We start from the raw sequence: 20,346 nt of genomic DNA on the forward strand, positions 1-20,346 counted from the left end.
CGACAGGGCGCCGCCACTCCTGCCGCGCGCCACGTCTGATCCCGTCTCAGCGCGCGACGACCCCCTTGCTTTGCTGCACGCCTGTGTGCACCTGACCTTTTGTCCTGGATTGGCACTGTCTTGTCTCTTCACCCCTGGGCGGTCGCCGGCCGTCTCGACCCCCGCGACGCGCTTCGCGCGTTCACCCCCCGGGTCCTGCGCACCGAGCTGCTCTCCGGCCTGGTCGTCGCGCTCGCCCTGATCCCCGAGGCGATCTCGTTCTCGGTCATCGCCGGCGTCGACCCCCGTATCGGCCTGTTCGCGTCGTTCACCATGGCGGTCACGATCGCCGTGGTCGGCGGCCGCCCGGCGATGATCTCGGCCGCCACCGGCGCGATCGCCCTGGTCGTCGCCCCGCTCGCGCGGGAGCACGGGCTGGGCTACCTGATCGCCACCGTCATCCTCGGCGGCCTGTTCCAGGTCGTGCTCGGCGCGCTCGGGGTGGCCCGGCTGATGCGGTTCGTGCCGCGCAGCGTGATGGTCGGCTTCGTCAACGCCCTGGCCGTCCTCATCTTCATGGCCCAGGTGCCCGAGTTGGTCGACGTGCCGTGGGCGGTCTACCCGCTGGTCGCCGGTGGCCTGGTGCTGATGGTCCTGTTCCCGAGGATCACCCGGGTGGTTCCCGCGCCGCTGGTGTCCATCGTGATCCTCACCGCCGTCACCCTGGGCGCCGGTCTGGCCGTGCCCACCGTCGGAGACAAGGGCAGCCTGCCGTCCTCGCTCCCCGTCCCCGGTCTGCCCGACGTGCCCTTCACGCTCGGCACGCTCACCCTCATCGCGCCCTACGCGCTCGCCTTCGCGCTGGTCGGCCTGATGGAGTCGCTCATGACCGCCAAGCTGGTCGACGACATCACCGACACCCGCTCCGGCAAGACCCGCGAGTCCATCGGGCAGGGCATCGCCAACATCGTCACCGGACTGTTCGGCGGCATGGGCGGCTGCGCGATGATCGGTCAAACGATGATCAACGTAAAGAACGGCGGCGCCCGCACCCGGCTGTCGACCTTCGCCGCCGGCGTCTTCCTCATGGTGCTCTGCATCGCCTTCGGTCCCTGGGTCTCGAAGATCCCGATGGCCGCTCTCGTCGCGGTGATGGTCCTCGTGTCGTTCGGCACCTTCGACTGGCACTCGATCGCCCCGGCCACGCTGCGGCGCATGCCGTACGGCGAGACCATCGTCATGGTGACGACGGTCGCCGTCGTCGTCGCCACCCACAACCTGGCGATCGGCGTCGTCGTCGGCAGCATCGCCGCGATGGTGATCTTCGCACGGCGGGTGGCACACCTGGCCAACGTCACCGCCTGCCTCGACCCGGACGGCAAGCAGGTCGTCTACGCCGTCACCGGCGAACTGTTCTTCGCCTCCAGCAACGACCTGGTCTACCAGTTCGACTACAGCGGCGATCCCGGCGACGTCGTCATCGACCTGACCGACGCGCACATCTGGGACGCCTCCTCGGTCGCCGCCCTCGACGCGGTGGAGAACAAGTACGCCGCGCGCGGCAAGAAGGTCACCGTCGTCGGGCTCAACAAGCCCAGCGCCGAACTCCACAAGACCCTGGCCGGGCAGCTCACCGGCGGCCACTGACGTCCTGAGGTCGGCGGAAGGCGTGGCCGTCCCCGCCGGTCCCGGATGGCCTCGCCCACGTCGCCGTCGAGGGGTGGACATGCGAAAGGCGGCAGTCGGGGATCTCCCGGGTGCCGCCTTCCGCATATTCACAACAGCCTTTTGGGCTGGTCTGGGTGGACGCTTGCGCTTTTGTGCAAGGTCACGGGCAGTGAGACCGCAGGTCCTGCGGCACCACCGCGAGATTCAGAGGCTGTCAGGGGCGGGTGGCGCGGTTGACGGCGGAGATGATGGCCTTGAGCGAGGCGCTCGTCGTGTTCGCGTCGATGCCGACGCCCCACAGGACCTGCGTGCCGTCCGGCCCGCCGACCTCGCACTCCACGTACGACGCGGCCTTGGCATCGGCGCCCGCGCTCATCGCGTGCTCGGTGTAGTCGAGGACCCGCACGGGCACCCCGATGCCCTCCAGCGCGTCGCAGAAGGCGGAGATGGGGCCGTTGCCGACGCCCTCGATCTCCCGGATCTGGCCGTCGACCCGCACGTCGGCGTTGATCGCGTCCTTGTCGTCCACGGCGGAGGTGTGCCGGTGGGCCAGCAGGCCCAGGCGGCCCCAGGGGCTCGCCGGGTTCGGCAGGTACTCGTCGGCGAACCGCTCCCACATCTCGCCGGCCGTGACCTCTCCGCCTTGGGCGTCCGTACGGGCCTGGATGACGCGGGAGAACTCGATCTGCAGGCGGCGCGGCAGGTCGAGCTGGTGGTCGGCCTTCATGATGTAGGCGACGCCGCCCTTGCCCGACTGGCTGTTGACGCGGATCACGGCCTCGTACGTGCGGCCGATGTCCTTGGGGTCGATCGGCAGGTACGGCACGGCCCAGGTGAACTCGTCGACCGGCACGCCCGCGGCGGCCGCGTCGCGCTCCAGGTGCTCCAGGCCCTTCTTGATGGCGTCCTGGTGGGAGCCGGAGAAGGCCGTGTAGACCAGCTCGCCGCCCCACGGGTGGCGGGGGTGCACGGGGAGCTGGTTGCAGTGTTCGACCACGCGCCGGATCTCGTCCATGTCCGAGAAGTCGATCTCCGGGTCGATGCCCTGCGAGAAGAGGTTCATCCCCAGCGTGACCAGGCAGACGTTGCCGGTCCGCTCGCCGTTGCCGAACAGGCAGCCCTCGATGCGGTCGGCGCCGGCCATGTAGCCCAGCTCGGCGGCGGCGACGGCGGTGCCGCGGTCGTTGTGCGGGTGGAGGGACAGCACGATCGAGTCCCGGTAGGCCAGGTTGCGGTGCATCCACTCGATCTGGTCGGCGTACACGTTGGGGGTGGCCATCTCGACCGTCGCCGGCAGGTTGAGGATCACCTTGTGGTCGGGGGTGGGCTGCCACACGTCGTTGACGGCGTTGCAGACCTCGACGGCGTACTCCAGCTCGGTGCCGGTGAAGGACTCGGGCGAGTACTGGAAGTAGATCTCCGTGCCCTCCGTCTCGGCCGCCAGCTTCTTGCACAGCTTGGCGCCCTCGACGGCGATCGCCGTGATGCCGTCCCTGTCCTGGCCGAACACGACCCGGCGCTGGAGAGTGGAGGTGGAGTTGTACAGGTGGACGATCGCCTGGCGGGCCCCGCGCAGCGACTCGAAGGTCCGCTCGATCAGCTCGGGCCGGGCCTGCGTCAGCACCTGGATGACCACGTCGGAGGGGATGCGCTCCTCCTCGATGATCTGGCGGACGAAGTCGTAGTCGGTCTGCGACGCCGCCGGGAAGCCGACCTCGATCTCCTTGTAACCCATCCGGACCAGCAGGTCGAACATCTTCAGCTTGCGGTCGGCGTCCATCGGGTCGATCAGCGCCTGGTTGCCGTCGCGCAGGTCCACGGCGCACCAGCGGGGCGCCTCGGTGATGACCTTGTCGGGCCAGGTGCGGTCGGTCAGCCGTACGGGCTCGAACGGCGTGTAGCGATGGAAGGGCATCGGGCTGGGCTGCTGCTGATTCATGTATCGCTCCTCGTCGGGCGCACGGCGAACCCCGGGTACGACGTTGCCGTCGAATTCTTGGGAAGGGGGCGCCGTTGGAAGAAACCAGGGCGGCCGACGCGCATGCCTCTCGCACCGCGACGAGGGAGCCGGCCTCTTACAGGCCCTCGCCGCGGCGGATAAGAAGGAGTCCGCGCAGCATGTCAAGCACCCTAGCAGACGCCTTCGAGCGGCCGAGACACCCGATCACATGTCGAGACGGAGCTCCAGGTTAGGGTGACTCGTGACGAAGGGCGAAGGAGGCCAGATGAAGGACGACGACATCCTCAAGCGCATCAACGAGCTGGTGGACGAGGAGCACTCCCTGCGGGAACGGCTCGTCGCGGGCGAGCTGACCTCGCAGGAGGAGCACGGCAGGATCGCCTCGCTGGAGGAGCAGCTCGACCGCTGCTGGGATCTGCTGCGCCAGCGCCGCGCCCGGCGCGACGTGGGCGAGGACCCCGACTTCGCCGCCCCCCGTCCCGTCGACGAGGTAGAGAACTACATGCAATAAAGCCCTCACCCACCGCCGTTCCACGATGTGAAAATCAGTCGCGCTCCTGACAAGTGGTGCGAAATTCTTGTCGGCATGCAAATAACGCGCGTCGCCCCTGTCGAGAACGACGCCGAGCCGGGGGAAGACGATCCGGACGGCCCGGCGGGGCGCTCCCCTCTGGCCGGTCTGTACGGCATCGCGCGCGCCTGCGACCTTCCGGGTCCGGCGATGTCGTGGCGGCACTTCACGGCGAGCGTCCTGAGCGGGTCCGGCGGCGAGCGGGGCGAGGCGTGGGTGGCGTGCGACGGCGGCCGAACCAGCGGCGGCCAAGGCGAGCGCAGACAGATCATCGACAGCCAGGTCGCCGGCAACCAGGTCGCCGGCGCTGACCAGGTCGCCGGTGGCCACATCCTTCACTTCCCGCAGGACGACAACACCCACCTCGCCCTGCTCCGGCTGATGACGCATCCGGACCGCAGGCGCGAGGGAATCGGCGGCGCGCTGCTCGACCACGCGATCGGCCGCGCGCGCGACGAGGGCAGGCGCGTCCTGATCGCCGAGGCCGCCGCGGACGGTCCGGGCACGGCGTTCGCCAAGGCCCGCGGATTCTCCCCCGCCTCCACGGAGACCCGGCTGGTGCTCGACCTGCGCACGGCCGACTGGTCCGGCCTCGAACTCCTCCGCGCCCGGGCCGTACGGCACGCCACGTGCTACTCGCTCGAACGGTGGGCCGGGCCGACCCCCGACGACCTGCTCGGCGACATGGCCAGCCTGACGGAGGGCATGAACGACGAGCCGCTGGGCGACCTCGCGATGGAGGACCAGCGGTGGAGCGCCGGCCGCGTGCGCGCCCGCGAGGAGATGCTCGCGCGGGCGGGCCAGCGGACATACACGATGATCGCCCGGCACACGGCCAGCGGAGAGCCGGCGGGGTTCACCCAGCTCGTGGTGGACGCCGAGCGGCCGGAGGGATGGGCCCGCCAGAGCTCGACCACCGTCCTCGCGCCGCACCGCGGCCGGCGGCTCGGCCTGGTGCTCAAGCTCGCCAACATCACCTGGTTCCGTGCGTGCGAGCCGTCCGCCGAGCGTGTGATCACGTGGATCTCCGTCGCGAATCCCCACATGCGGGCGATCAACGAGGCGATGGGCTTCGAGGTCTTCGACACCTGGCACCAGTGGCAGCTCGACATCTGAGCACGGATACGGCCGCCGTCCGCCTGGTCCGCGGCGGCCGGCGCCTGCGCGCCACGACCGCGTCGGGCGTCCGCCCTTCCACCCGTCATTGATTCGGTGCCGGAATCCGCTGTACGAATAGCGGAGTCAAGGTGATCCAGGACGCGATCGCCGCTCTCGTCCCTCCGACAGGAATCAGCGAAGAGCCGGCGCAGGTGGAGGGTGATGAACCGCTGGACCCGCAGCAGGGGGATCATCGTCAAGGCCCTGACCGGGCTCGTCGCAGGAGCGATCGCCGGTGCCGCCATGAGCGCCGTCTACCAGACCTACGGAGCCCGGCGTGATCGCCGCCGGTTTCCGCCCCCCGGGCGGATGGTCGACGTCGGCGGCCGCCGGATCCACCTGTGGACCGCGGGCACGGGCTCGCCGGCCGTCGTCATCGTCCCCGGGCTGGGCGAGCCGGGTCTGAACTGGGCGGCGCTGTTACCCGAACTGGCCGTGGAGTCGTCGGTCGTCCTGTACGACCGCGCCGGTCTCGGGTGGAGCGACCCGTCCCCGTTAGCGGGAACGGCACGAGGAGCCGCCCGCGACCTGCGGCGCGCGCTGGACAAGGCGGGGATCGCTCCGCCGTACGTGCTGGTGGGGCATTCGGCCGGGGGGAACATCGCCCGGCTGTTCGCGGCCGAAAGGCCCGGCGCCGTGGCAGCGATCGTCCTCGTCGATTCCAGCCATCCCGAGCAGATCCGCCTGCTGCACGGGACGAGAGTCGCCATCGCCCGGGAAATGCTGCGCTCGCGCCTGACGCCGCTGGGGCTTCGGCGCCTGGCCTTCGACGTGGGATGGAGCGACCGCGCCCGCCGCGAAGCCGAGGCCCGTCGCCTGCCGTCGACGCTCCTGTCCACCAGGATCGCCTTCGACCTCAGCGACCGGCAACGCCGCGCGGAGCTGCGTGAGGCGGCGGCCGCGATCACCCTCAATCCCTGGCAAGTTCGCCGCCGAGCACCGAGCCTGGGGGCGATTCCGCTCACCGTCGTCTCCGCCGGCCCCGACGAACCACCGGGCAGTGACGAAAAGGCGGCCGCCGAACAGCGCCGCTTCTACTCCGTCTGGTCTCCGCTCCAGGCCGACCTGGTGCGGCTGTCCGCGAACGCCGAACACGTCGTCGCGGAGCATGCGGGGCACCACATCCACCGGGACCGGCCGGAGCTGGTCGTCAGGGTGATACTCGACCACGTCCGGCGCGTCCGGGCCGAGGCGGGGCGGGGTGGCTGACCGGCACCGGTGCGCACTCTCAGCCGACGGATCCGTTCCGGCGCCGGTGAGGCGCTCACCGCTCCGGTTCCGCGGGGGCGGAGACGACGGAGGAAGCGGTCGGCCGTGCGCAGTGCCGGGTCCGGACGGCCCCCACCGATCCGGCGGTGCGGAGCCTCCGGCGCGGCCGAAGGCGTTCACACGTGCGATCGCTTCCTCCCTTCCAGGGTAGGCGCCGGGCCGCGACCGGCGACAGGGGTCAGACGGACAACAGCCGGTGGACCTCCTCGTCCTGGAGCTCCTGTGCCGGGCCGGACCTGACGACCCGCCCGGCGTCGAGGATCACGAACCCGTCGGCCAGCCGCAGCGCGAGGTCCAGATACTGCTCCACCAGCAGGATCGCGAGACCGGTCGCGTGCAGGCGCTCGACGGCCTCCTCGATCTCCAGGATGATCGACGGCTGGATGCCCTCGGTCGGCTCGTCCAGGATCAGCAGCTTCGGCCGGGTGACCAGGGCCCGGGCCATCGCGAGCTGCTGCTGCTGGCCGCCGGACAGGAAGCCCGCCGGCCGTTTGAGCAGCGGCTTGAGCCGGGGGAAGACCTCCAGGGCCTCCTCCAGCGCCGCCCGGTCCTGGTGTGCGGACGCCTCCAGCGTGACCAGGAGGTTGTCCACCACGCTGAGCTGGGGAAACGTGTCGTGCCCCTGCGGCACGTAGCCCATCCCGAGCCGTACGCGCTGGTCCGGGCGCAGCCGGGTGACGTCCCTGCCCTCGAACGTCACCCTCCCGCCGGTCGCCGGGATCACGCCCATGACGGTGTCGAGCAGGGTCGTCTTGCCGACCCCGTTGCGGCCCATCACACAGACGAGGCGACCGGCCGGCACCTCCAGCGAGACGCCGAAGAGCACCCGGGCCCGGCCGTATCCCGACTCCACTCCCTCAACGGACAGCATCCTCGGCACCCTCCCGCGCCCGTCCCAAGTAGATCTCCTGTACGCGCGGGTCGGCCCGCACCTGCTCGACCGAGCCCTCTGTCAGCACCCTGCCCTCGTGCAGCACGGTGACCTGGGAGGCGTAGCGGCGCAGGAAGTCCATGTCGTGCTCGACCGCGACCACGGTGTGGTCGCGGGCGACCTCCGTGAGCAACTCGCCGGTGCGCTCACGCTCGCCGGAGGACATGCCGGCGACCGGCTCGTCGAGCAGCAGCAGCCGGGGCCGCTGGACGATCAGCATGCCGATCTCCAGCCACTGCCGCTGCCCGTGGGACAGCACCCCGGCTCTGCTGCCCGCCAGCCCGGCCAGGCCGGTCGTCTCCAGCGCCGCGGTGACCTCCTCCGACACCCCGCGCCTGCGCCGCAGCAGCGACCACAGCGGGCGGCGGAACGACGCGGCCAGGTCGATGTTCTCCAGCACGGTGAGCTCCTCGAAGACCACCGAGGTCTGGAAGGTGCGGCCCACGCCGAGCCGGACGATCTCGTGCTCCCTGCGGCCCACGAGATCGTGCCCCTCGAACCGCACCGAGCCCCCGGTGGGCCTGGTCAGACCCGTGATCACGTCGATGAGGGTGGTCTTCCCCGCGCCGTTCGGCCCGATGAGGAAGCGCAGCTCGCCCCGGCCGACGGTCAGGTCCACGCCGTCGAGCGCCCGGAAGCCGTCGAAGGCGACCTCCAGCCCGCGAATCTCCAGTAACGCGGTCTCCGGCAACGCGGTCTCCGGCAATGCCTCGGTCACGCCCGCGCCTCCCTTCGTCGTACGAGATTGGCGGCCAGGCCCGCGATGCCCTTGGGCGCCAGCGCCATGACGAGCACGAACAGGGCGCCCTGCAGATAGAGCCAGGCGTCCGGAAGCTCCTCGCTGAAGTACGTCCGCGCGTATCCCATGACGACCGCGCCGAGCACCGCGCCGGCCAGCGCGAACCGGCCGCCGACCGCGACCGCGACGACCAGTTCGAGCGAGGGGACGACACCGAGCAGGGCCGGCGAGATGATGCCGACCACCGGCACGAACAGCGCCCCCGCGATGCCGGCCATGCCCGCCGAGACGGCGAAGGTCAGTGTCTTCACGGTGGCCGGGTTGTAGCCGAGGAAGCGCACGCGGTCCTCGCCGTCCCTGACCGCCAGCAGCAGCCGCCCGAACCGGCTGCGGACGAGTTGCCTCGCGCCCAGGTAGAGCGCCCCGAGCACGACCGCGACGAGCAGGTAGAGGCCGCGCTGGGTCTCGTCGGCCGCCACGTCGCGGCCGAAGAAGTCGAAGAAGTTGGTCAGGCCGTTCGTGCCGCCGGTCAGCCCCTGCTGCCCGACCAGCAGGATCACCAGCGCCGCCGCCAGCGCCTGGGTGAGGATCGCGAAGTACGCCCCGCGTACGCGCTGGCGGAACACCAGCGCGCCGAGGAGCAGCGCGACCGCGACCGGCAGCACGACGACCATGGCCAGCGCGAAGACCGGGTTGCCGAACGGCGTCCACAGCGCCGGCAGCTTCTCCACGCCGCTCCAGACCATGAAGTCGGGCAGGTCCCCGCCGGCGTCATTGAGCTTGAGATACATGCCCATCGCGTAGCCGCCGAGGCCGAAGAACACCCCCTGCCCGAGCGTGAGCATGCCGCCCTGCCCCCACGCGAGGCCGATGCCCAGCGCCACGATCGCGTAGCAGAGATACTTGGCCAGCAGCCCGAGGCGGAACGGCTCCAGCAGCAGCGGCGCCGCCACCAGGGCGAGCACCGCCACGGCCGTGAACACCGCCGGGCCCTGCCATCGGCGTACGGACCGCTCCGGCGCCGTCATGACAGCGCCCGCGACCGGACGAAGAACAACCCCTGCGGCCGGACCTGCAGGAAGCCGATGATCGCCACGAAGACCACCACCTTGGCGAGGCTGGCGTCGCTCCAGAACTCGGCGTAGGAGTTCAGCAGGCCGAGGCCGGCCGCGGCCAGCACCGCGCCGCGAAGCTGGCCCAGGCCGCCCGCGACGACCACGAGGAACGCGTCCACGATGTAGTAGGTCCCGAGCGTCGGGCCGACCGGCCCGATCAGCGTGAGGGCGACCCCCGCGACCCCGGCGAGCCCGGAGCCGATGAAGAACGTCCGCTGGTCGACCCGCCCGGTGTCGATGCCGCTCGTCGCCGCGAGCCTCCTGTTCTGCATCACCGCCCGCATGCGCCGCCCCTGCCCGGTCCTGTTCATGTACGCCCAGATCGCGAGCACCGACGCCGCGGCGAGCGCCATGATGAACAGCCGGTTGTACGGCAGGATCCCGATGCCGCCGCGCAGCCAGGCGGGCGAGGCGACCTGCACGTTGGGCGCCCCGAACAGGTCCCTGGCCAGTTGCTGCAGCAGCAGGCTGACGCCCCAGGTGAGCAGCAGCGTGTCGAGCGGGCGGCCGTAGAAGCGTCGGATCAGCGTGCGTTCCAGGACCAGGCCCATGAGCCCGGCGACCACGAACGCGGCCGGGAGGGCGATCAGGAAACCCACGCCCTGGAGCAGGTAGGCCGTGTAGGCCCCCGCCATGATGAACTCGCCGTGGGCCATGTTGACCACGCCCATCTGCCCGAACGTGAACGTCAGGCCGAGCGCGATGAGCAGCAGGACCGCTCCGATCGACAGCCCGATCGGCAGCTGGTTGAGCACTCCCTCCATGTCGGCGTCAGACCAGGCCGCCGGCCCAGGAGTACGTCTTGAGGTAGGGATCCGGCTTGATCGGTTCGCCGGAGTTCCAGACCTCCTTGATCTGGCCGTCCGGCTGGACGACCCCGATGCGCGCGGTCTTGTAGACGTGCTGGTTGTCGCCGTCGATGGTGACCCTGCCCTCGGGGCGGTCCAGGGACACGCCGCCGGCGGCCTTCTTGACGGCCTCCACCTCGCTGGTCCCGGCCTTCTTGACGGCCTCGGCCCACAGGTAGACCGCGTTGTATCCGGCCTCCATCGGGTCGGAGGTCACCTTGTCCGCGCCGTACTTCGCCTTGAACGCGGCGACGAACTTCTCGTTGGCCGGGGTGTCGGTCGTCTGGTAGTAGTTCCAGGCCACCAGGTGCCCGGCGACGTTGTCGACTCCGATGCCTCTGACCTCCTCCTCGGCCACGGACACCGACATGACCGGCATCTGGTCGGCGCTGATCCCGGCGCTCTTGAGCTGCTTGAAGAAGGCGACGTTGCTGTCGCCGTTCAGGGTGTTGAAGACCGCGTCCGGCTTCGCCTCGACGATCTTGTTGACGAGCGTGCTGTACTCGGTGTGCCCGAGTGGGGTGTACTCCTCGCCGAGGACCTCCATCCCGTTGGCCGCGGCGTACGCCTTGATGATTTTGTTCGCGGTTCTCGGGAAGACGTAGTCGCTGCCCACGAGGAAGAGCTTCTTCTTGCCCTTCTCCTTCAGATAGTCGAGCCCGGGAACGATCTGCTGGTTGGTCGTCGCGCCCGTGTAGAAGATGTACGGCGAGCTTTCCAGTCCCTCGTACTGGACGGGGTACCACAGCAGCGCCTTGCGCTTTTCGAAGACGGGGAGCATCGCCTTGCGGCTCGCCGACGTCCAGCCGCCGAAGACGGTGGCGACCTTGTCCTGCGCGATGAGCTTGGTGGCCTTCTCCGCGAACGTCGGCCAGTCGGACGCGCCGTCCTCGACGACGGGCTCCAGCTTCTTGCCGAGCACGCCGCCGGCCGCGTTGATCTCCTCGATCGCGAGCAGTTCCGCGTCCCTGACCGTGACCTCGCTGATGGCCATCGTGCCGCTGAGCGAGTGAAGGATGCCCACTTTGATGGTGTCAGAGCCGCCGGACGAGGCGGCCGTGTCATTCGTGGAGGATTGCCCGGCACAGGCCGCGAGCGTCGCGGCCGCGAGCGTGAACGCCGCTCCGGTGCGCCATAATGAGTTACGCAAATGCCTCTCCCTTGCCGCTACGGTCCCCGCGCCGATCCGTCTGCCGTCAAGGTGAGCGCGCGGTATTTCCCGCCGAAATCCCGGCCGTTAACAACTCATTAGCGAAGGATCACCGCCGTCCGGATACGCGTACGAAATCAGCGGGTAACGCAGGGGAAACGGCGGGTACTTATCGTCCCGCCATGCGGCTCACTCCACACGAATCCGAACGGCTCCTCATCCACGTCGCCGCGGGCGTGGCCCGCGAGCGCAAGGAGCGTGGCCTTCGCCTCAACCATCCGGAGGCGACGGCCCTCATCGCGTCCTTCCTCCTGGAAGGCGCCCGCGACGGCCGCAGCGTCGCCGACCTGATGGACGCCGGCCGCAAGGTCCTGCGGCGCGAGGACGTCATGGAGGGCGTGCCCGAGATGCTGGAGTCCGTGCAGATCGAGGCGACCTTCCCCGACGGCACCAAGCTCGTCACCGTCCACAACCCGATCGCTTGACTTCCTCCCCCCCAATGGAAGGGATTCCAACCGTCGCCGGTCGGATCTTCCTGCTTCGCTGCCGGTCGCCCCTCAGAGAGGACTCTCGTTGAGGTCTTACACCAGCTCCACAGGCGTTTCACCTCTCCGCCAGCCCGGCGGCGAGAATGTTCTTGGCAGCATTCACATCCCGGTCATGGGTCACTCCGCATACGCATATCCAGGTCCGGACGTTCAGCGGCATCTTCTCTTGCAGGCTGCCGCATGCCGAGCACAGCTTCGAGCTGGGGAACCACCGGTCGACGGCGATCACCTTTCGTCCGTACCACTGGGCTTTGTATTCCAGCATCGAGCGGAGCTCCCGCCAGCTCGCATCCGACACAGCGCGGGCGAGGGAGTGGTTCTTCACCATGGTGCGGACGGTCAGGTCTTCCACGGCGATCACTTGGTTCTCGCGAACAAGCCGTGTGGTGACCTTGTGCAGGAAGTCGCGGCGGCGGTCGGCGAGCCGCGCGTACACCCGGGCGACCGTCACGCGGGCCTTGGCCCGGTTCGCGCCGCCCTTGGCCTTGCGGGCCAGAGCCCGCTGCGCCTTGGCGAGCTTCCGCCGGTCGGCCCGTTCATGCCGAGGATTGGTGATCTTCTCCCCGGTGGACAGGGTCACCAGGGCGGTGATCCCGGCATCCACACCTACCACGCCCTCAACCGGCGGGAGGGGGCCGATGGTCTCCTCCACGAGGATGGACACGAACCAGCGCCCGGCCGCATCCCGGCTCACGGTTACGGTGGACGGCACTGCTCCCTCGGGGAGGGGACGCGACCACACGATGCGCAAGGGCGCGCTCATCTTCGCCAGCGTCAGCATGCCATCGCGCCAGCGGAACGCCGATCGGGTGTACTCCGCGCTGGCGCGGGACTTCTTCCGGGACTTGAAGGTCGGATACTTCGCTCGCTTGGCGAAGAAGTTCGCGAACGCCGCTTGCAGGTGCCGCAACGCCTGCTGCAACGGCACCGACGACACCTGCGACAAAAAGTCGTACTCACCGCTGCGCTTCCACGCCGTGAGCATCGCAGAAGTCTCTCCATAGAAAACGCGGCGACCCTCGTGGGTGTAGGCGCGGGTCCGTTCCTCCAGGGCCTTGTTATAGACCAGGCGCACGCAGCCGAACGTCCGTGCAAGCTCTGCGGCCTGCTCGGGGGTCGGATAGAAGCGGTACTTGTAGGCCCGCTTCACCAGCTGCGCCATGCCTCTCGTTTTACCGCACGATCAGGCAAGGATCGCGCGATTGTTCGAAACGGCGGTTCGCCGTACGGCGACTCGCCTACCCCTGTCCTGCTCCGCAGGGGTCCGATTCCTCCCCCGCCGGAAGGCGGGGCTTTCCTCGGAAGCTCTTGATGAGCACGCCGAGCTTCGAGGGCGTTCCGGGCGAGATCCTGTGCGGCGACGGCGACGTGCCGCTGAACCCCGGCAGGGAGCGGATCACCCTGAGAGTCGTCAACACCGCCGACCGGCCCGTGCAGGTCGGGTCGCACTACCACTTCGCCGCCGCCAACCCCGGCCTGGAGTTCGACCGCGAGGCGGCCTGGGGCACCCGCCTCGACATCCCCGCGGGAACCGCGATCAGGTTCGAGCCCGGGGTGGAGCGCGACGTCACGCTGGTCCCGCTCGCGGGGAACCGCGTCGTACCCGGCCTTCGCCCCGAGTGGGCCGGACCCCTCGACGGGAGGACCGATGTCTAGCCTCGAACGCGCCCGCTACGCCGCGCTGTACGGCCCTACCACCGGCGACCGGGTGCGCCTGGCCGACACCGACCTGTACGTCGAGGTGACCGAGGACCTGTCGATGGGGTCCGCCGGGGCCGGCGACGAGGCCGTGTTCGGCGGCGGCAAGGTCATCCGCGAGTCGATGGGGCAGGCGCGCACGACGAGGGCCGAGGGGGCCGCCGACCTTGTCATCACCGGCGCGGTGATCCTCGACCACTGGGGTGTGGTCAAGGCCGACATCGGCGTGCGCGACGGCCGGATCGCCGCCATCGGCAAGGCCGGCAACCCCGACACCATGGACGGCGTCCACCCGGACCTCGTCATCGGCCCGTCCACCGAGATCCTCGCGGCCAACGGCAAGATCGTCACGGCGGGCGCCGTCGACTCCCACGTCCACCTGATCTGCCCGCAGATCCTCGACGAGGCGCTCGCCTCGGGCGTCACCACGATCGTCGGCGGCGGCACCGGCCCCGCCGAGGGCACGAAGGCCACCACCGTGACCGGCACCTGGTATCTCGGCCGGATGCTGGAGTCGCTGGACGGCTACCCGGTCAACGTGGCCCTGCTCGGCAAGGGCAACACGGTCGGCGAGGAGGGGCTGCTCGAACAGCTCAGAGCCGGGGCGTCGGGCTTCAAACTGCACGAGGACTGGGGCACCACCCCGGCCGCCATCGACGCGTGCCTGCGGGTGTGCGACGCCACAGGGGTGCAGGTCGCCATCCACACCGACACGCTCAACGAGGCGGGGTTCGTGGAGTCGACCCTGCGGGCCATCGGCGGCCGGGCGATCCACGCCTACCACACCGAGGGTGCCGGAGGCGGCCACGCTCCGGACATCATCACGGTGGCCTCCCACGCCAACGTGCTGCCCTCGTCCACCAACCCGACCCGGCCGCACACCGTCAACACCCACCACGAGCACCTGGACATGCTCATGGTGTGCCACCACCTCAACCCCGCCATCCCGGAGGACCTGGCCTTCGCCGAGTCGCGGATCCGGCCGACGACGATGGCGGCCGAGGACGTCCTGCACGACATGGGCGCGATCTCGATGATCGGCTCGGACTCCCAGGCCATGGGCCGGGTCGGCGAGACCATCATCCGCACGTGGCAGACGGCGCACGTGATGAAGCGGCGCCGCGGGGCGCTGCCGGGCGACGGCCCGGCCGACAACCTCCGCGCCCGCCGCTACGTCGCCAAGTACACGATCAACCCCGCGATCGCGCACGGCCTGGACGCGGAGATCGGCTCGGTGGAGCCCGGCAAGCTCGCCGACCTCGTCCTGTGGAGCCCGGCCTTCTTCGGGGTCAAGCCGGACCTCGTCGTCAAGGGCGGCGTCATCGCCTACGCGCAGATGGGCGACGCGAACGCGTCGATCCCGACGCCGCAGCCCGTGCTCCCCCGGCCGATGTTCGGCGCCGCCCCCGCCACCGCCGCGGCGACCTCGCTGCACTTCGTCGCGCCGCTCGCGCTGGAGGACGGCCTGGCGGACCGCCTGGCCGTGCGCAGACGGCTGGTCCCCGTGGCCGACGTACGCGCCCGGCGCAAGGACGCCATGCCCCTCAACGACGCCCTGCCGGACATCCGGGTGGACCCAGACACCTTCGCCGTCCACGTGGACGGCGAGCTGATCGAGCCCGCCCCGGCCGAGTCGCTGCCGATGGCGCAGCGCTACTTCCTCTTCTGACGTGAACGGGGACGCGGCGCTGCTGCTGCTTGCCGACTCCCGGCTCCCGGCCGGCGGGCACGCCCACTCGGGCGGCGTGGAGGAGGCCGTGCGACGGGGCGCGGTCACCGGCGCCGGGGACCTGGCGCGGTTCCTGCGCGGCAGACTCGCCACCGCCGGCCTCGTCACCGCCGCCCTCGCCGCCGCCGCGTGCGAACTGGCCGCCGCGGGCGACCCCGCGGACGGCGTCTCGCTGTGGCGGCGGCTGGACGCCGAGGCCGACGCCCGGACCGCCTCGCCCGCCCAGCGGGAAGCCGCCCGCCTACAGGGGCGGCTCCTGCTGCGTACGGCCCGCCGGATGTGGCCGTCGGCCGCCCTCGACACGCTCGCACGGGCCGTGCCGGAGGGACCGCACCATCCCGTCGCACTCGGCGCGGCGGCGGCCTCGGCGGGCTGCGCTCCCCGCCAGGCCGCGCTGGCCGCCGCGTACACCTCGGTCACCGGCCCGGCCACGGCGGCCGTGCGGCTCCTCGGCCTCGACCCGGTCACCGTGCACCGCCTGCTCGCCGATCTCGCCACCGCGCTCGACGACACGGCCCGCGCCGCCTGCGCGTCGCTCGACGACGCGATCCCGGAGGACGACGAGCCGGAGGAGTGCGGCCACCAGGGACACCAGCCCGGACGGCCCCCGGCTGGGCACGCCGCGTGGCAGGCGCGATGGCACGCACGATGGCACGCGCTGCCGGGGCACAGCGCGCCCGCGCTCGACCTCCTGGCGGAGGGACACCTGACCAACCCGATGAAGCTTTTCGTCTCCTGACGCTCCGCACCGGCCACCGCAGAGAAAGAGCAGGTACCCAGCATGGGCGCTTACCACGACGACCTCCACGACGCGGCCGAGCCACACGGGCGGGCGCTCCGCCTCGGCATCGGCGGGCCGGTCGGCAGCGGCAAGACCGCCCTGGTGGCGGCGCTGTGCCGCAGTCTCGGGCCGTCTTTGCGGCTCGCGGTCGTGACCAACGACATCTACACCACCGAGGACGCCGACTTCCTGCGGCGCGCGGGGGTCATCGACCCGGAGCGGATCCTCGCCGTGCAGACCGGCTGCTGCCCGCACACCGCCATCCGCGACGACATCGCGGCCAACCTGGACGCCGTCGAGACGCTGGAGGAGCGGTTCGGGCCGCTCGACCTCGTGATCGTCGAAAGCGGGGGCGACAACCTCACCGCCACGTTCAGCCGGGGCCTGGCCGACCGGCAGATCTTCGTGCTCGACGTGTCGGGCGGCGACAAGGTGCCGCGCAAGGGCGGGCCGGGGGTGACCTCGGCCGACCTGCTCGTGGTCAACAAGACCGACCTCGCGCCGATGGTCGGCGCCGACCTGACCGTGATGTCCCGCGACGCCGCGGCCGTACGGGACGGCAAGCCGGTGCTGTTCACGTCGATCAGGGAGGACAGAGGCGCTCACAGCGTGGCGGAGTGGGCGACGCACATGGTCGACGCCTGGCAGCGCGAGCACGGCGAGCCGCACCACCACGCCGCCCACCACACCGCCCGCAACGCCACCGAGCAGGCCGCCCAGCAGGCTCCGGCGTCCTGACCGGCATGACGACCGTCACCGCGCGTGCGCTGATCAGGACGGAGGCCGCGGGCGGAGGCCGGACCCGGCTGGAGACGCTGCGGTCCGATCCTCCGCTGACGCTGCGGCAGACCGGCCCGCGGCGGGTCCACCTCGTCTCGACGGGCGCCGGCCCGCTGCGCGGCGACCACCTCGAACTCGGCGTGGACGTCGCCCCCGGCACCTCGCTGGAGGTCCGCTCGGTGGGCGCCACGCTGGTGCTGCCGGGTCTCGCCGACGCCCCCTCGGTCATGGTCGTGCGGGCGCGGGTCGGCGCGGGCGCCACTTTGCACTTCTCCCCCGAGCCGACCGTCCTCGCCGCCGGGTGCGCCCATCGCCTCGTCGTACGGCTCTCGCTGGCCGAGGACGCCACGGTCTTCTGGCGGGAGGAGATCGTCTTCGGGCGGCACGGCGAACGGCCGGGACGCGGCCACGCGCGGTTCGACGCGACCGTGGCCGGGCGGCCCCTGCTCCGCCAGGACCTCCTGGTGGGCGAGGAGACGGTGGACGGCAGTCCGGCCGTCCACGGGGACGCCCGGTGCGTCGGCTCGACCCTCATCGCGGGACCCGCCTGGGCCCCGCCCGCCGTGCCGGACGTCAAGCGCGAGCGGCGGGCCGTGCTGGGGGACGGCTGGGCGGCGCTGCCGCTGGCCGGTCCGGGCGTGCAGGTCTGCGCGCTCGGCGTGGACGCGGTCCAGCTCAGGGAGCGGCTGCGGCACGGCGAGGAGGCCGCGACCGCCCCGGCTCCTGGAGCGCCGCCAACCGGCCCTCACCGGCCCTGACCCGGCCCTGATCGGCTCGGACCGGCCCAGACCCGGGTTCCGGGGCACGGCAAGGGCTGAAACCGGCCGCCTCGGGCCGTAGCCTGGTGATCGTGTCGGAACCCACGCAGCATCCCGGCAGGCCGCGGCGAGGCACCAGCGCGGCCGGTGTCCTGCGGGCCACCGGCGTGTTCGTCGCGGGGTTCGCGCTGGCCGTGACCGCGCTGCTCCCGTGGGCGGGCCTCACCGCCGAGTTCGGCATCCTCGACGCGTCGCTCACCCACGCCGTGCGCGGCGTGGACGCCGGCGCCGGCTGGTTCGTGCTGGGCGCCGGCATCACCGCGATGCTGCTCGGCGTGCTCGGCGCGGCGCGGAGCTGGCTGTTCACCGGGCTGGCGATCCTGCCCGGAGCGGTGGCCGCCTTCGCACTGGCCATGTTCCTCGCCGACCCGCGCGACCTCGTGGGGCGGCTCGACTTTCAGGTCTCCGGGCTGCTGCGGGTGCATCCGACGATCCAGTACGGCTGGTTCGCCGGCCTGCTGGCCTCGGTCGCGCTGGCCGTCCTGGCCGCCGCCGCGCTGCTGCGCCGCCGGTGACGGCCGTCAGTCGTAGAAGCCGAGACGCCGCAGCTGCTTGGGATCGCGCTGCCACTCCTTGGCGACCTTGACCCGCAGGTCGAGGTAGACCCGGGTGCCGAGCAGCGCCTCGATCTGCTGCCGGGCGCGGGTGCCCACGTCCTTGAGCCTCGCGCCGCCCGGGCCGATCACGATCGCCTTCTGCGAGGGGCGCTCGACGAACATGTGGGCGTACACGTCGAGGAGGTCGTCGCGGCCCTCCCGTGGGTTCATCTCCTCCACGACCACGGCGATCGAGTGGGGCAGCTCGTCGCGCACGCCCTCCAGCGCCGCCTCCCGGATGAACTCGGCGACCAGCACCTGCTCCGGCTCGTCGGTCAGCTCCCCGCCGACGTACAGCGGGGGCGACTCCGGCAGCCGCTTGACGAGCACGTCGGCGAGGACGTCCAGCTGCTCGCCACCCTGCGCGGACACCGGGACGATCTCCGCGAACTCGGCCAGCGCGGACACCGCGAGAAGCTGGTGCGCGACCTGCTCGCGGGTGGCCAGGTCGCACTTGGTGACGACCGCCACCACCGGGGTCTTCTTGACGGCGGTGAGCTTGTCGACGATGAACCGGTCGCCCTTGCCGATCGGCTCGTTGGCCGGGACGCAGAACCCGATCACGTCGACCTCGGTGAGCGTGGACAGCACCAGGCTGTCCAGCCGCTCCCCCAGGAGCGTGCGGGGGCGGTGGAGTCCGGGGGTGTCCACGATCACCAGCTGGGCGTCCGGCCGATGGACGATGCCGCGGATGGCGCGCCGCGTGGTCTGCGGCTTGGACGAGGTGATCGCCACCTTGGTGCCGACCAGGGCGTTCATCAGCGTGGACTTGCCGACGTTGGGCCGGCCGACGAAGCAGGCGAAACCCGCACGGAAACCGCTCGATTCGGCGTCCATGTCAGATGTACCGGCCCTTCAGTGAACCGTCCGGGGCGGCCAGGAACAGCGTGCCGTTGCCCATGTCCTCGACGACCGCCAGGTCCTGCTCGGCCGGGTCGTCGGCCTCGGAGACGATCGCCGCCGCCTCCAGGCACTTCGCTCCGCTGGACACGGCCATGGCCACGGCCGCCTGGAGGGCGGAGAGCCGGAGCGAGGGCAGCGCCACCGTGGTCGCGGCGTACGTCCGGCCCGTCTCGTCGCGCACCGCGGCGCCCTCGGAGGTGCCGCCGCGCGCCCGCGCCGACCTGGCCAGCGTGATGATCTTGTTGTCCTCGGGGTCCAGCGTCTGTGTCACGCGTCAAGGGTACCGACCTCACGGACGAGCAGCCGTGCCAGTTCGGCCGTCCGGGCCGGGTCGGGCGGGGTCAGGCCCGCGTGCACGAGCGCGATCAGGGCGTGGCCGGAGCGGGCGACGACCACGTGCATGCGGTAGGGGTAGCCGCCGACCCTCCCGGACAGGGCCCGTCCCGCCGCGTCCGGTCCGCCGACGCCGGGCAGCGGCGTCCGCGCGGCCGCCAGGCGGTCGTACGGCGTGCCGCCGTCGGCCGTCGCGCAGTGGGAGAGTGCGTCGCGGAGCGCGGCGAGATGCCCGGCCGCCTCTCCGCCGTCGTAGACGGCGACCGCGACCCCGGCGAGCTCACCCGCGTGCGCGCCCTGGTAGGTGGCGGCGGTCGTGCCGCTGAGCCCCTCACTCGGGGGTTTGCCCGCGGCCGCGTCGAACAGCAGGCGGCACGCGCGGGCGCGGGGACGGAACGGCGGACGCCAGGGCGCCCGCGCGTGGCTGAAGAACCCCTCGGGAAGGCCGTCCATCTTGCCGAGCACCGTCCGCGGGCGGTTCGCGTCCGCCGCCTTGCCGGCTGCCCGGACGGCGGCGTACGTGACCTCGCCCGTGCCGCAGGCACCGGTGACCAGGACCAGGCAGCCCGCGACGGCCGTGTAGACGATGCGCATACCCGCCTCCCCGCTTTGCCGGAGGTTTCCTTCCCCCGACCGCGAGCGGGTAATCACTTTGCGTAATCAATACAGGGCCCTCACCCGAGCCCGAGCCGGGTGAGAGCCCCGCACTGAATACGGATCCCCCACGGGAGGCTCCGGTGCGCCGCGAACCCCCTCCCGACGCGCCGGACTC

The 20,346-nt window shown here is 71.2% G+C and carries 21 protein-coding genes; 11 read left to right on the top strand and 10 right to left on the bottom strand.

The window, feature by feature from the left end:
• Positions 1 to 195: 195 nt before the first annotated feature.
• Positions 196 to 1,626 carry a SulP family inorganic anion transporter gene (locus ACGFIB_RS03530; protein ID WP_393368451.1) on the top strand — a complete coding sequence of 477 codons (1,431 nt, stop codon included), beginning with the start codon at positions 196 to 198 and terminating at the stop codon, positions 1,624 to 1,626.
• 235 nt (positions 1,627 to 1,861) lie between these two features.
• On the opposite strand, the gene leuA is transcribed toward ACGFIB_RS03530, so the two are convergent.
• On the bottom strand, positions 1,862 to 3,586 hold the full coding sequence (leuA, locus tag ACGFIB_RS03535; protein ID WP_357246606.1) for a 2-isopropylmalate synthase: 1,725 nt from the start codon (positions 3,584 to 3,586) through the stop codon (positions 1,862 to 1,864).
• 286 nt (positions 3,587 to 3,872) lie between these two features.
• Between leuA and ACGFIB_RS03540 the strand changes: the two genes are divergently transcribed.
• The 3 genes from ACGFIB_RS03540 (at position 3,873) to ACGFIB_RS03550 (ending at position 6,545) form a co-directional block, all read left to right on the top strand.
• Entirely contained in the window at positions 3,873 to 4,118 is a 246-nt protein-coding gene (locus ACGFIB_RS03540; RefSeq protein WP_142568215.1) for a DUF2630 family protein, read from the top strand.
• A gap of 75 nt (positions 4,119 to 4,193) precedes the next feature.
• The gene (locus ACGFIB_RS03545; protein WP_393368170.1) at positions 4,194 to 5,294 is read left to right on the top strand and encodes a GNAT family N-acetyltransferase; all 1,101 of its coding nucleotides are present in this window, start codon (positions 4,194 to 4,196) and stop codon (positions 5,292 to 5,294) included.
• Between the two features lie 204 nt (positions 5,295 to 5,498).
• On the top strand, positions 5,499 to 6,545 hold the full coding sequence (locus tag ACGFIB_RS03550; RefSeq protein ID WP_393368172.1) for an alpha/beta fold hydrolase: 1,047 nt from the start codon (positions 5,499 to 5,501) through the stop codon (positions 6,543 to 6,545).
• Between the two features lie 238 nt (positions 6,546 to 6,783).
• Here ACGFIB_RS03550 and urtE read toward each other — a convergent pair whose 3' ends face one another.
• Genes urtE through urtA form a run of 5 tightly spaced genes read right to left on the bottom strand, consistent with a single transcriptional unit; the run spans position 6,784 to position 11,388 of the window.
• A complete protein-coding gene (urtE, locus tag ACGFIB_RS03555) occupies positions 6,784 to 7,476 on the bottom strand; it encodes an urea ABC transporter ATP-binding subunit UrtE (protein ID WP_357246596.1) in 693 nt (230 codons plus the stop codon).
• Positions 7,463 to 8,254 carry an urea ABC transporter ATP-binding protein UrtD gene (gene urtD / locus ACGFIB_RS03560; protein WP_393368175.1) on the bottom strand — a complete coding sequence of 264 codons (792 nt, stop codon included), beginning with the start codon at positions 8,252 to 8,254 and terminating at the stop codon, positions 7,463 to 7,465. The genes urtE and urtD overlap by 14 nt, the downstream gene beginning before the upstream one ends.
• Complete coding sequence (urtC, locus tag ACGFIB_RS03565) at positions 8,251 to 9,303, bottom strand: urea ABC transporter permease subunit UrtC (protein ID WP_393368177.1); 1,053 nt, start codon at positions 9,301 to 9,303, stop codon at positions 8,251 to 8,253. The genes urtD and urtC overlap by 4 nt, the downstream gene beginning before the upstream one ends.
• A complete protein-coding gene (urtB, locus tag ACGFIB_RS03570) occupies positions 9,300 to 10,154 on the bottom strand; it encodes an urea ABC transporter permease subunit UrtB (protein ID WP_191051956.1) in 855 nt (284 codons plus the stop codon). Before urtB ends, urtC begins: the two co-directional genes overlap by 4 nt.
• Before the next feature lie 7 nt (positions 10,155 to 10,161).
• Positions 10,162 to 11,388 (bottom strand): urea ABC transporter substrate-binding protein, encoded by a 1,227-nt coding sequence (gene urtA, locus ACGFIB_RS03575; RefSeq protein ID WP_357246589.1) that lies wholly within the window; start codon positions 11,386 to 11,388, stop codon positions 10,162 to 10,164.
• 182 nt (positions 11,389 to 11,570) lie between these two features.
• Between urtA and ACGFIB_RS03580 the strand changes: the two genes are divergently transcribed.
• Positions 11,571 to 11,873, top strand: a complete 303-nt coding sequence (locus tag ACGFIB_RS03580; protein WP_357156915.1) for an urease subunit gamma — start codon at positions 11,571 to 11,573, stop codon at positions 11,871 to 11,873.
• 118 nt (positions 11,874 to 11,991) lie between these two features.
• On the opposite strand, the gene ACGFIB_RS03585 is transcribed toward ACGFIB_RS03580, so the two are convergent.
• Entirely contained in the window at positions 11,992 to 13,098 is a 1,107-nt protein-coding gene (locus ACGFIB_RS03585) for an RNA-guided endonuclease InsQ/TnpB family protein (protein WP_357246586.1), read from the bottom strand.
• A gap of 149 nt (positions 13,099 to 13,247) precedes the next feature.
• On the opposite strand from ACGFIB_RS03585, the gene ACGFIB_RS03590 reads away from it, so the two are divergent.
• The 6 genes from ACGFIB_RS03590 (at position 13,248) to ACGFIB_RS03615 (ending at position 18,257) form a co-directional block, all read left to right on the top strand.
• A complete protein-coding gene (locus ACGFIB_RS03590; protein WP_357018874.1) occupies positions 13,248 to 13,592 on the top strand; it encodes an urease subunit beta in 345 nt (114 codons plus the stop codon).
• Entirely contained in the window at positions 13,585 to 15,303 is a 1,719-nt protein-coding gene (locus ACGFIB_RS03595; protein ID WP_191051952.1) for an urease subunit alpha, read from the top strand. The genes ACGFIB_RS03590 and ACGFIB_RS03595 overlap by 8 nt, the downstream gene beginning before the upstream one ends.
• A 1-nt stretch (position 15,304) precedes the next feature.
• Positions 15,305 to 16,102, top strand: a complete 798-nt coding sequence (locus ACGFIB_RS03600) for an urease accessory protein UreF (RefSeq protein ID WP_357246578.1) — start codon at positions 15,305 to 15,307, stop codon at positions 16,100 to 16,102.
• A 42-nt stretch (positions 16,103 to 16,144) separates the two neighbouring features.
• A complete protein-coding gene (ureG, locus tag ACGFIB_RS03605) occupies positions 16,145 to 16,882 on the top strand; it encodes an urease accessory protein UreG (RefSeq protein WP_142568205.1) in 738 nt (245 codons plus the stop codon).
• 5 nt (positions 16,883 to 16,887) lie between these two features.
• On the top strand, positions 16,888 to 17,682 hold the full coding sequence (locus ACGFIB_RS03610) for an urease accessory protein UreD (protein ID WP_393368182.1): 795 nt from the start codon (positions 16,888 to 16,890) through the stop codon (positions 17,680 to 17,682).
• A 92-nt stretch (positions 17,683 to 17,774) separates the two neighbouring features.
• Positions 17,775 to 18,257, top strand: coding sequence for a hypothetical protein (locus ACGFIB_RS03615; RefSeq protein ID WP_357257611.1), 483 nt, complete (start codon positions 17,775 to 17,777; stop codon positions 18,255 to 18,257).
• Between the two features lie 6 nt (positions 18,258 to 18,263).
• On the opposite strand, the gene era is transcribed toward ACGFIB_RS03615, so the two are convergent.
• From era to ACGFIB_RS03630, 3 genes are read right to left on the bottom strand one after another with little or no spacing between them, the layout of a single operon-like run.
• Complete coding sequence (era, locus tag ACGFIB_RS03620; protein ID WP_142568202.1) at positions 18,264 to 19,175, bottom strand: GTPase Era; 912 nt, start codon at positions 19,173 to 19,175, stop codon at positions 18,264 to 18,266.
• A gap of 1 nt (position 19,176) precedes the next feature.
• On the bottom strand, positions 19,177 to 19,512 hold the full coding sequence (locus tag ACGFIB_RS03625) for a cytidine/deoxycytidylate deaminase family protein (protein WP_142568201.1): 336 nt from the start codon (positions 19,510 to 19,512) through the stop codon (positions 19,177 to 19,179).
• Positions 19,509 to 20,168 carry a hypothetical protein gene (locus ACGFIB_RS03630; RefSeq protein WP_357257610.1) on the bottom strand — a complete coding sequence of 220 codons (660 nt, stop codon included), beginning with the start codon at positions 20,166 to 20,168 and terminating at the stop codon, positions 19,509 to 19,511. The genes ACGFIB_RS03625 and ACGFIB_RS03630 overlap by 4 nt, the downstream gene beginning before the upstream one ends.
• Positions 20,169 to 20,346 lie beyond the last annotated feature (178 nt).

The organism is Microbispora bryophytorum, assembly GCF_043197435.1.
Lineage (GTDB): Bacteria > Actinomycetota > Actinomycetes > Streptosporangiales > Streptosporangiaceae > Microbispora > Microbispora bryophytorum.

Bases quoted from the DNA above. Each gene is read 5' to 3' on its own strand.
- ACGFIB_RS03630 (WP_357257610.1), bottom strand. From the start codon at position 20,168: ATGCGCATCGTCTACACGGCCGTCGCGGGCTGCCTGGTCCTGGTCACC.
- ACGFIB_RS03590 (WP_357018874.1), top strand. From the start codon at position 13,248: ATGAGCACGCCGAGCTTCGAGGGCGTTCCGGGCGAGATCCTGTGCGGC.
- ureG (WP_142568205.1), top strand. From the start codon at position 16,145: ATGGGCGCTTACCACGACGACCTCCACGACGCGGCCGAGCCACACGGG.
- urtB (WP_191051956.1), bottom strand. From the start codon at position 10,154: ATGGAGGGAGTGCTCAACCAGCTGCCGATCGGGCTGTCGATCGGAGCG.
- ACGFIB_RS03610 (WP_393368182.1), top strand. From the start codon at position 16,888: ATGACGACCGTCACCGCGCGTGCGCTGATCAGGACGGAGGCCGCGGGC.
- leuA (WP_357246606.1), bottom strand. From the start codon at position 3,586: ATGAATCAGCAGCAGCCCAGCCCGATGCCCTTCCATCGCTACACGCCG.
- ACGFIB_RS03595 (WP_191051952.1), top strand. From the start codon at position 13,585: ATGTCTAGCCTCGAACGCGCCCGCTACGCCGCGCTGTACGGCCCTACC.
- ACGFIB_RS03580 (WP_357156915.1), top strand. From the start codon at position 11,571: ATGCGGCTCACTCCACACGAATCCGAACGGCTCCTCATCCACGTCGCC.
- era (WP_142568202.1), bottom strand. From the start codon at position 19,175: ATGGACGCCGAATCGAGCGGTTTCCGTGCGGGTTTCGCCTGCTTCGTC.
- urtC (WP_393368177.1), bottom strand. From the start codon at position 9,303: ATGACGGCGCCGGAGCGGTCCGTACGCCGATGGCAGGGCCCGGCGGTG.
- ACGFIB_RS03550 (WP_393368172.1), top strand. From the start codon at position 5,499: ATGAACCGCTGGACCCGCAGCAGGGGGATCATCGTCAAGGCCCTGACC.
- ACGFIB_RS03585 (WP_357246586.1), bottom strand. From the start codon at position 13,098: ATGGCGCAGCTGGTGAAGCGGGCCTACAAGTACCGCTTCTATCCGACC.
- ACGFIB_RS03545 (WP_393368170.1), top strand. From the start codon at position 4,194: ATGCAAATAACGCGCGTCGCCCCTGTCGAGAACGACGCCGAGCCGGGG.
- ACGFIB_RS03540 (WP_142568215.1), top strand. From the start codon at position 3,873: ATGAAGGACGACGACATCCTCAAGCGCATCAACGAGCTGGTGGACGAG.
- urtE (WP_357246596.1), bottom strand. From the start codon at position 7,476: ATGCTGTCCGTTGAGGGAGTGGAGTCGGGATACGGCCGGGCCCGGGTG.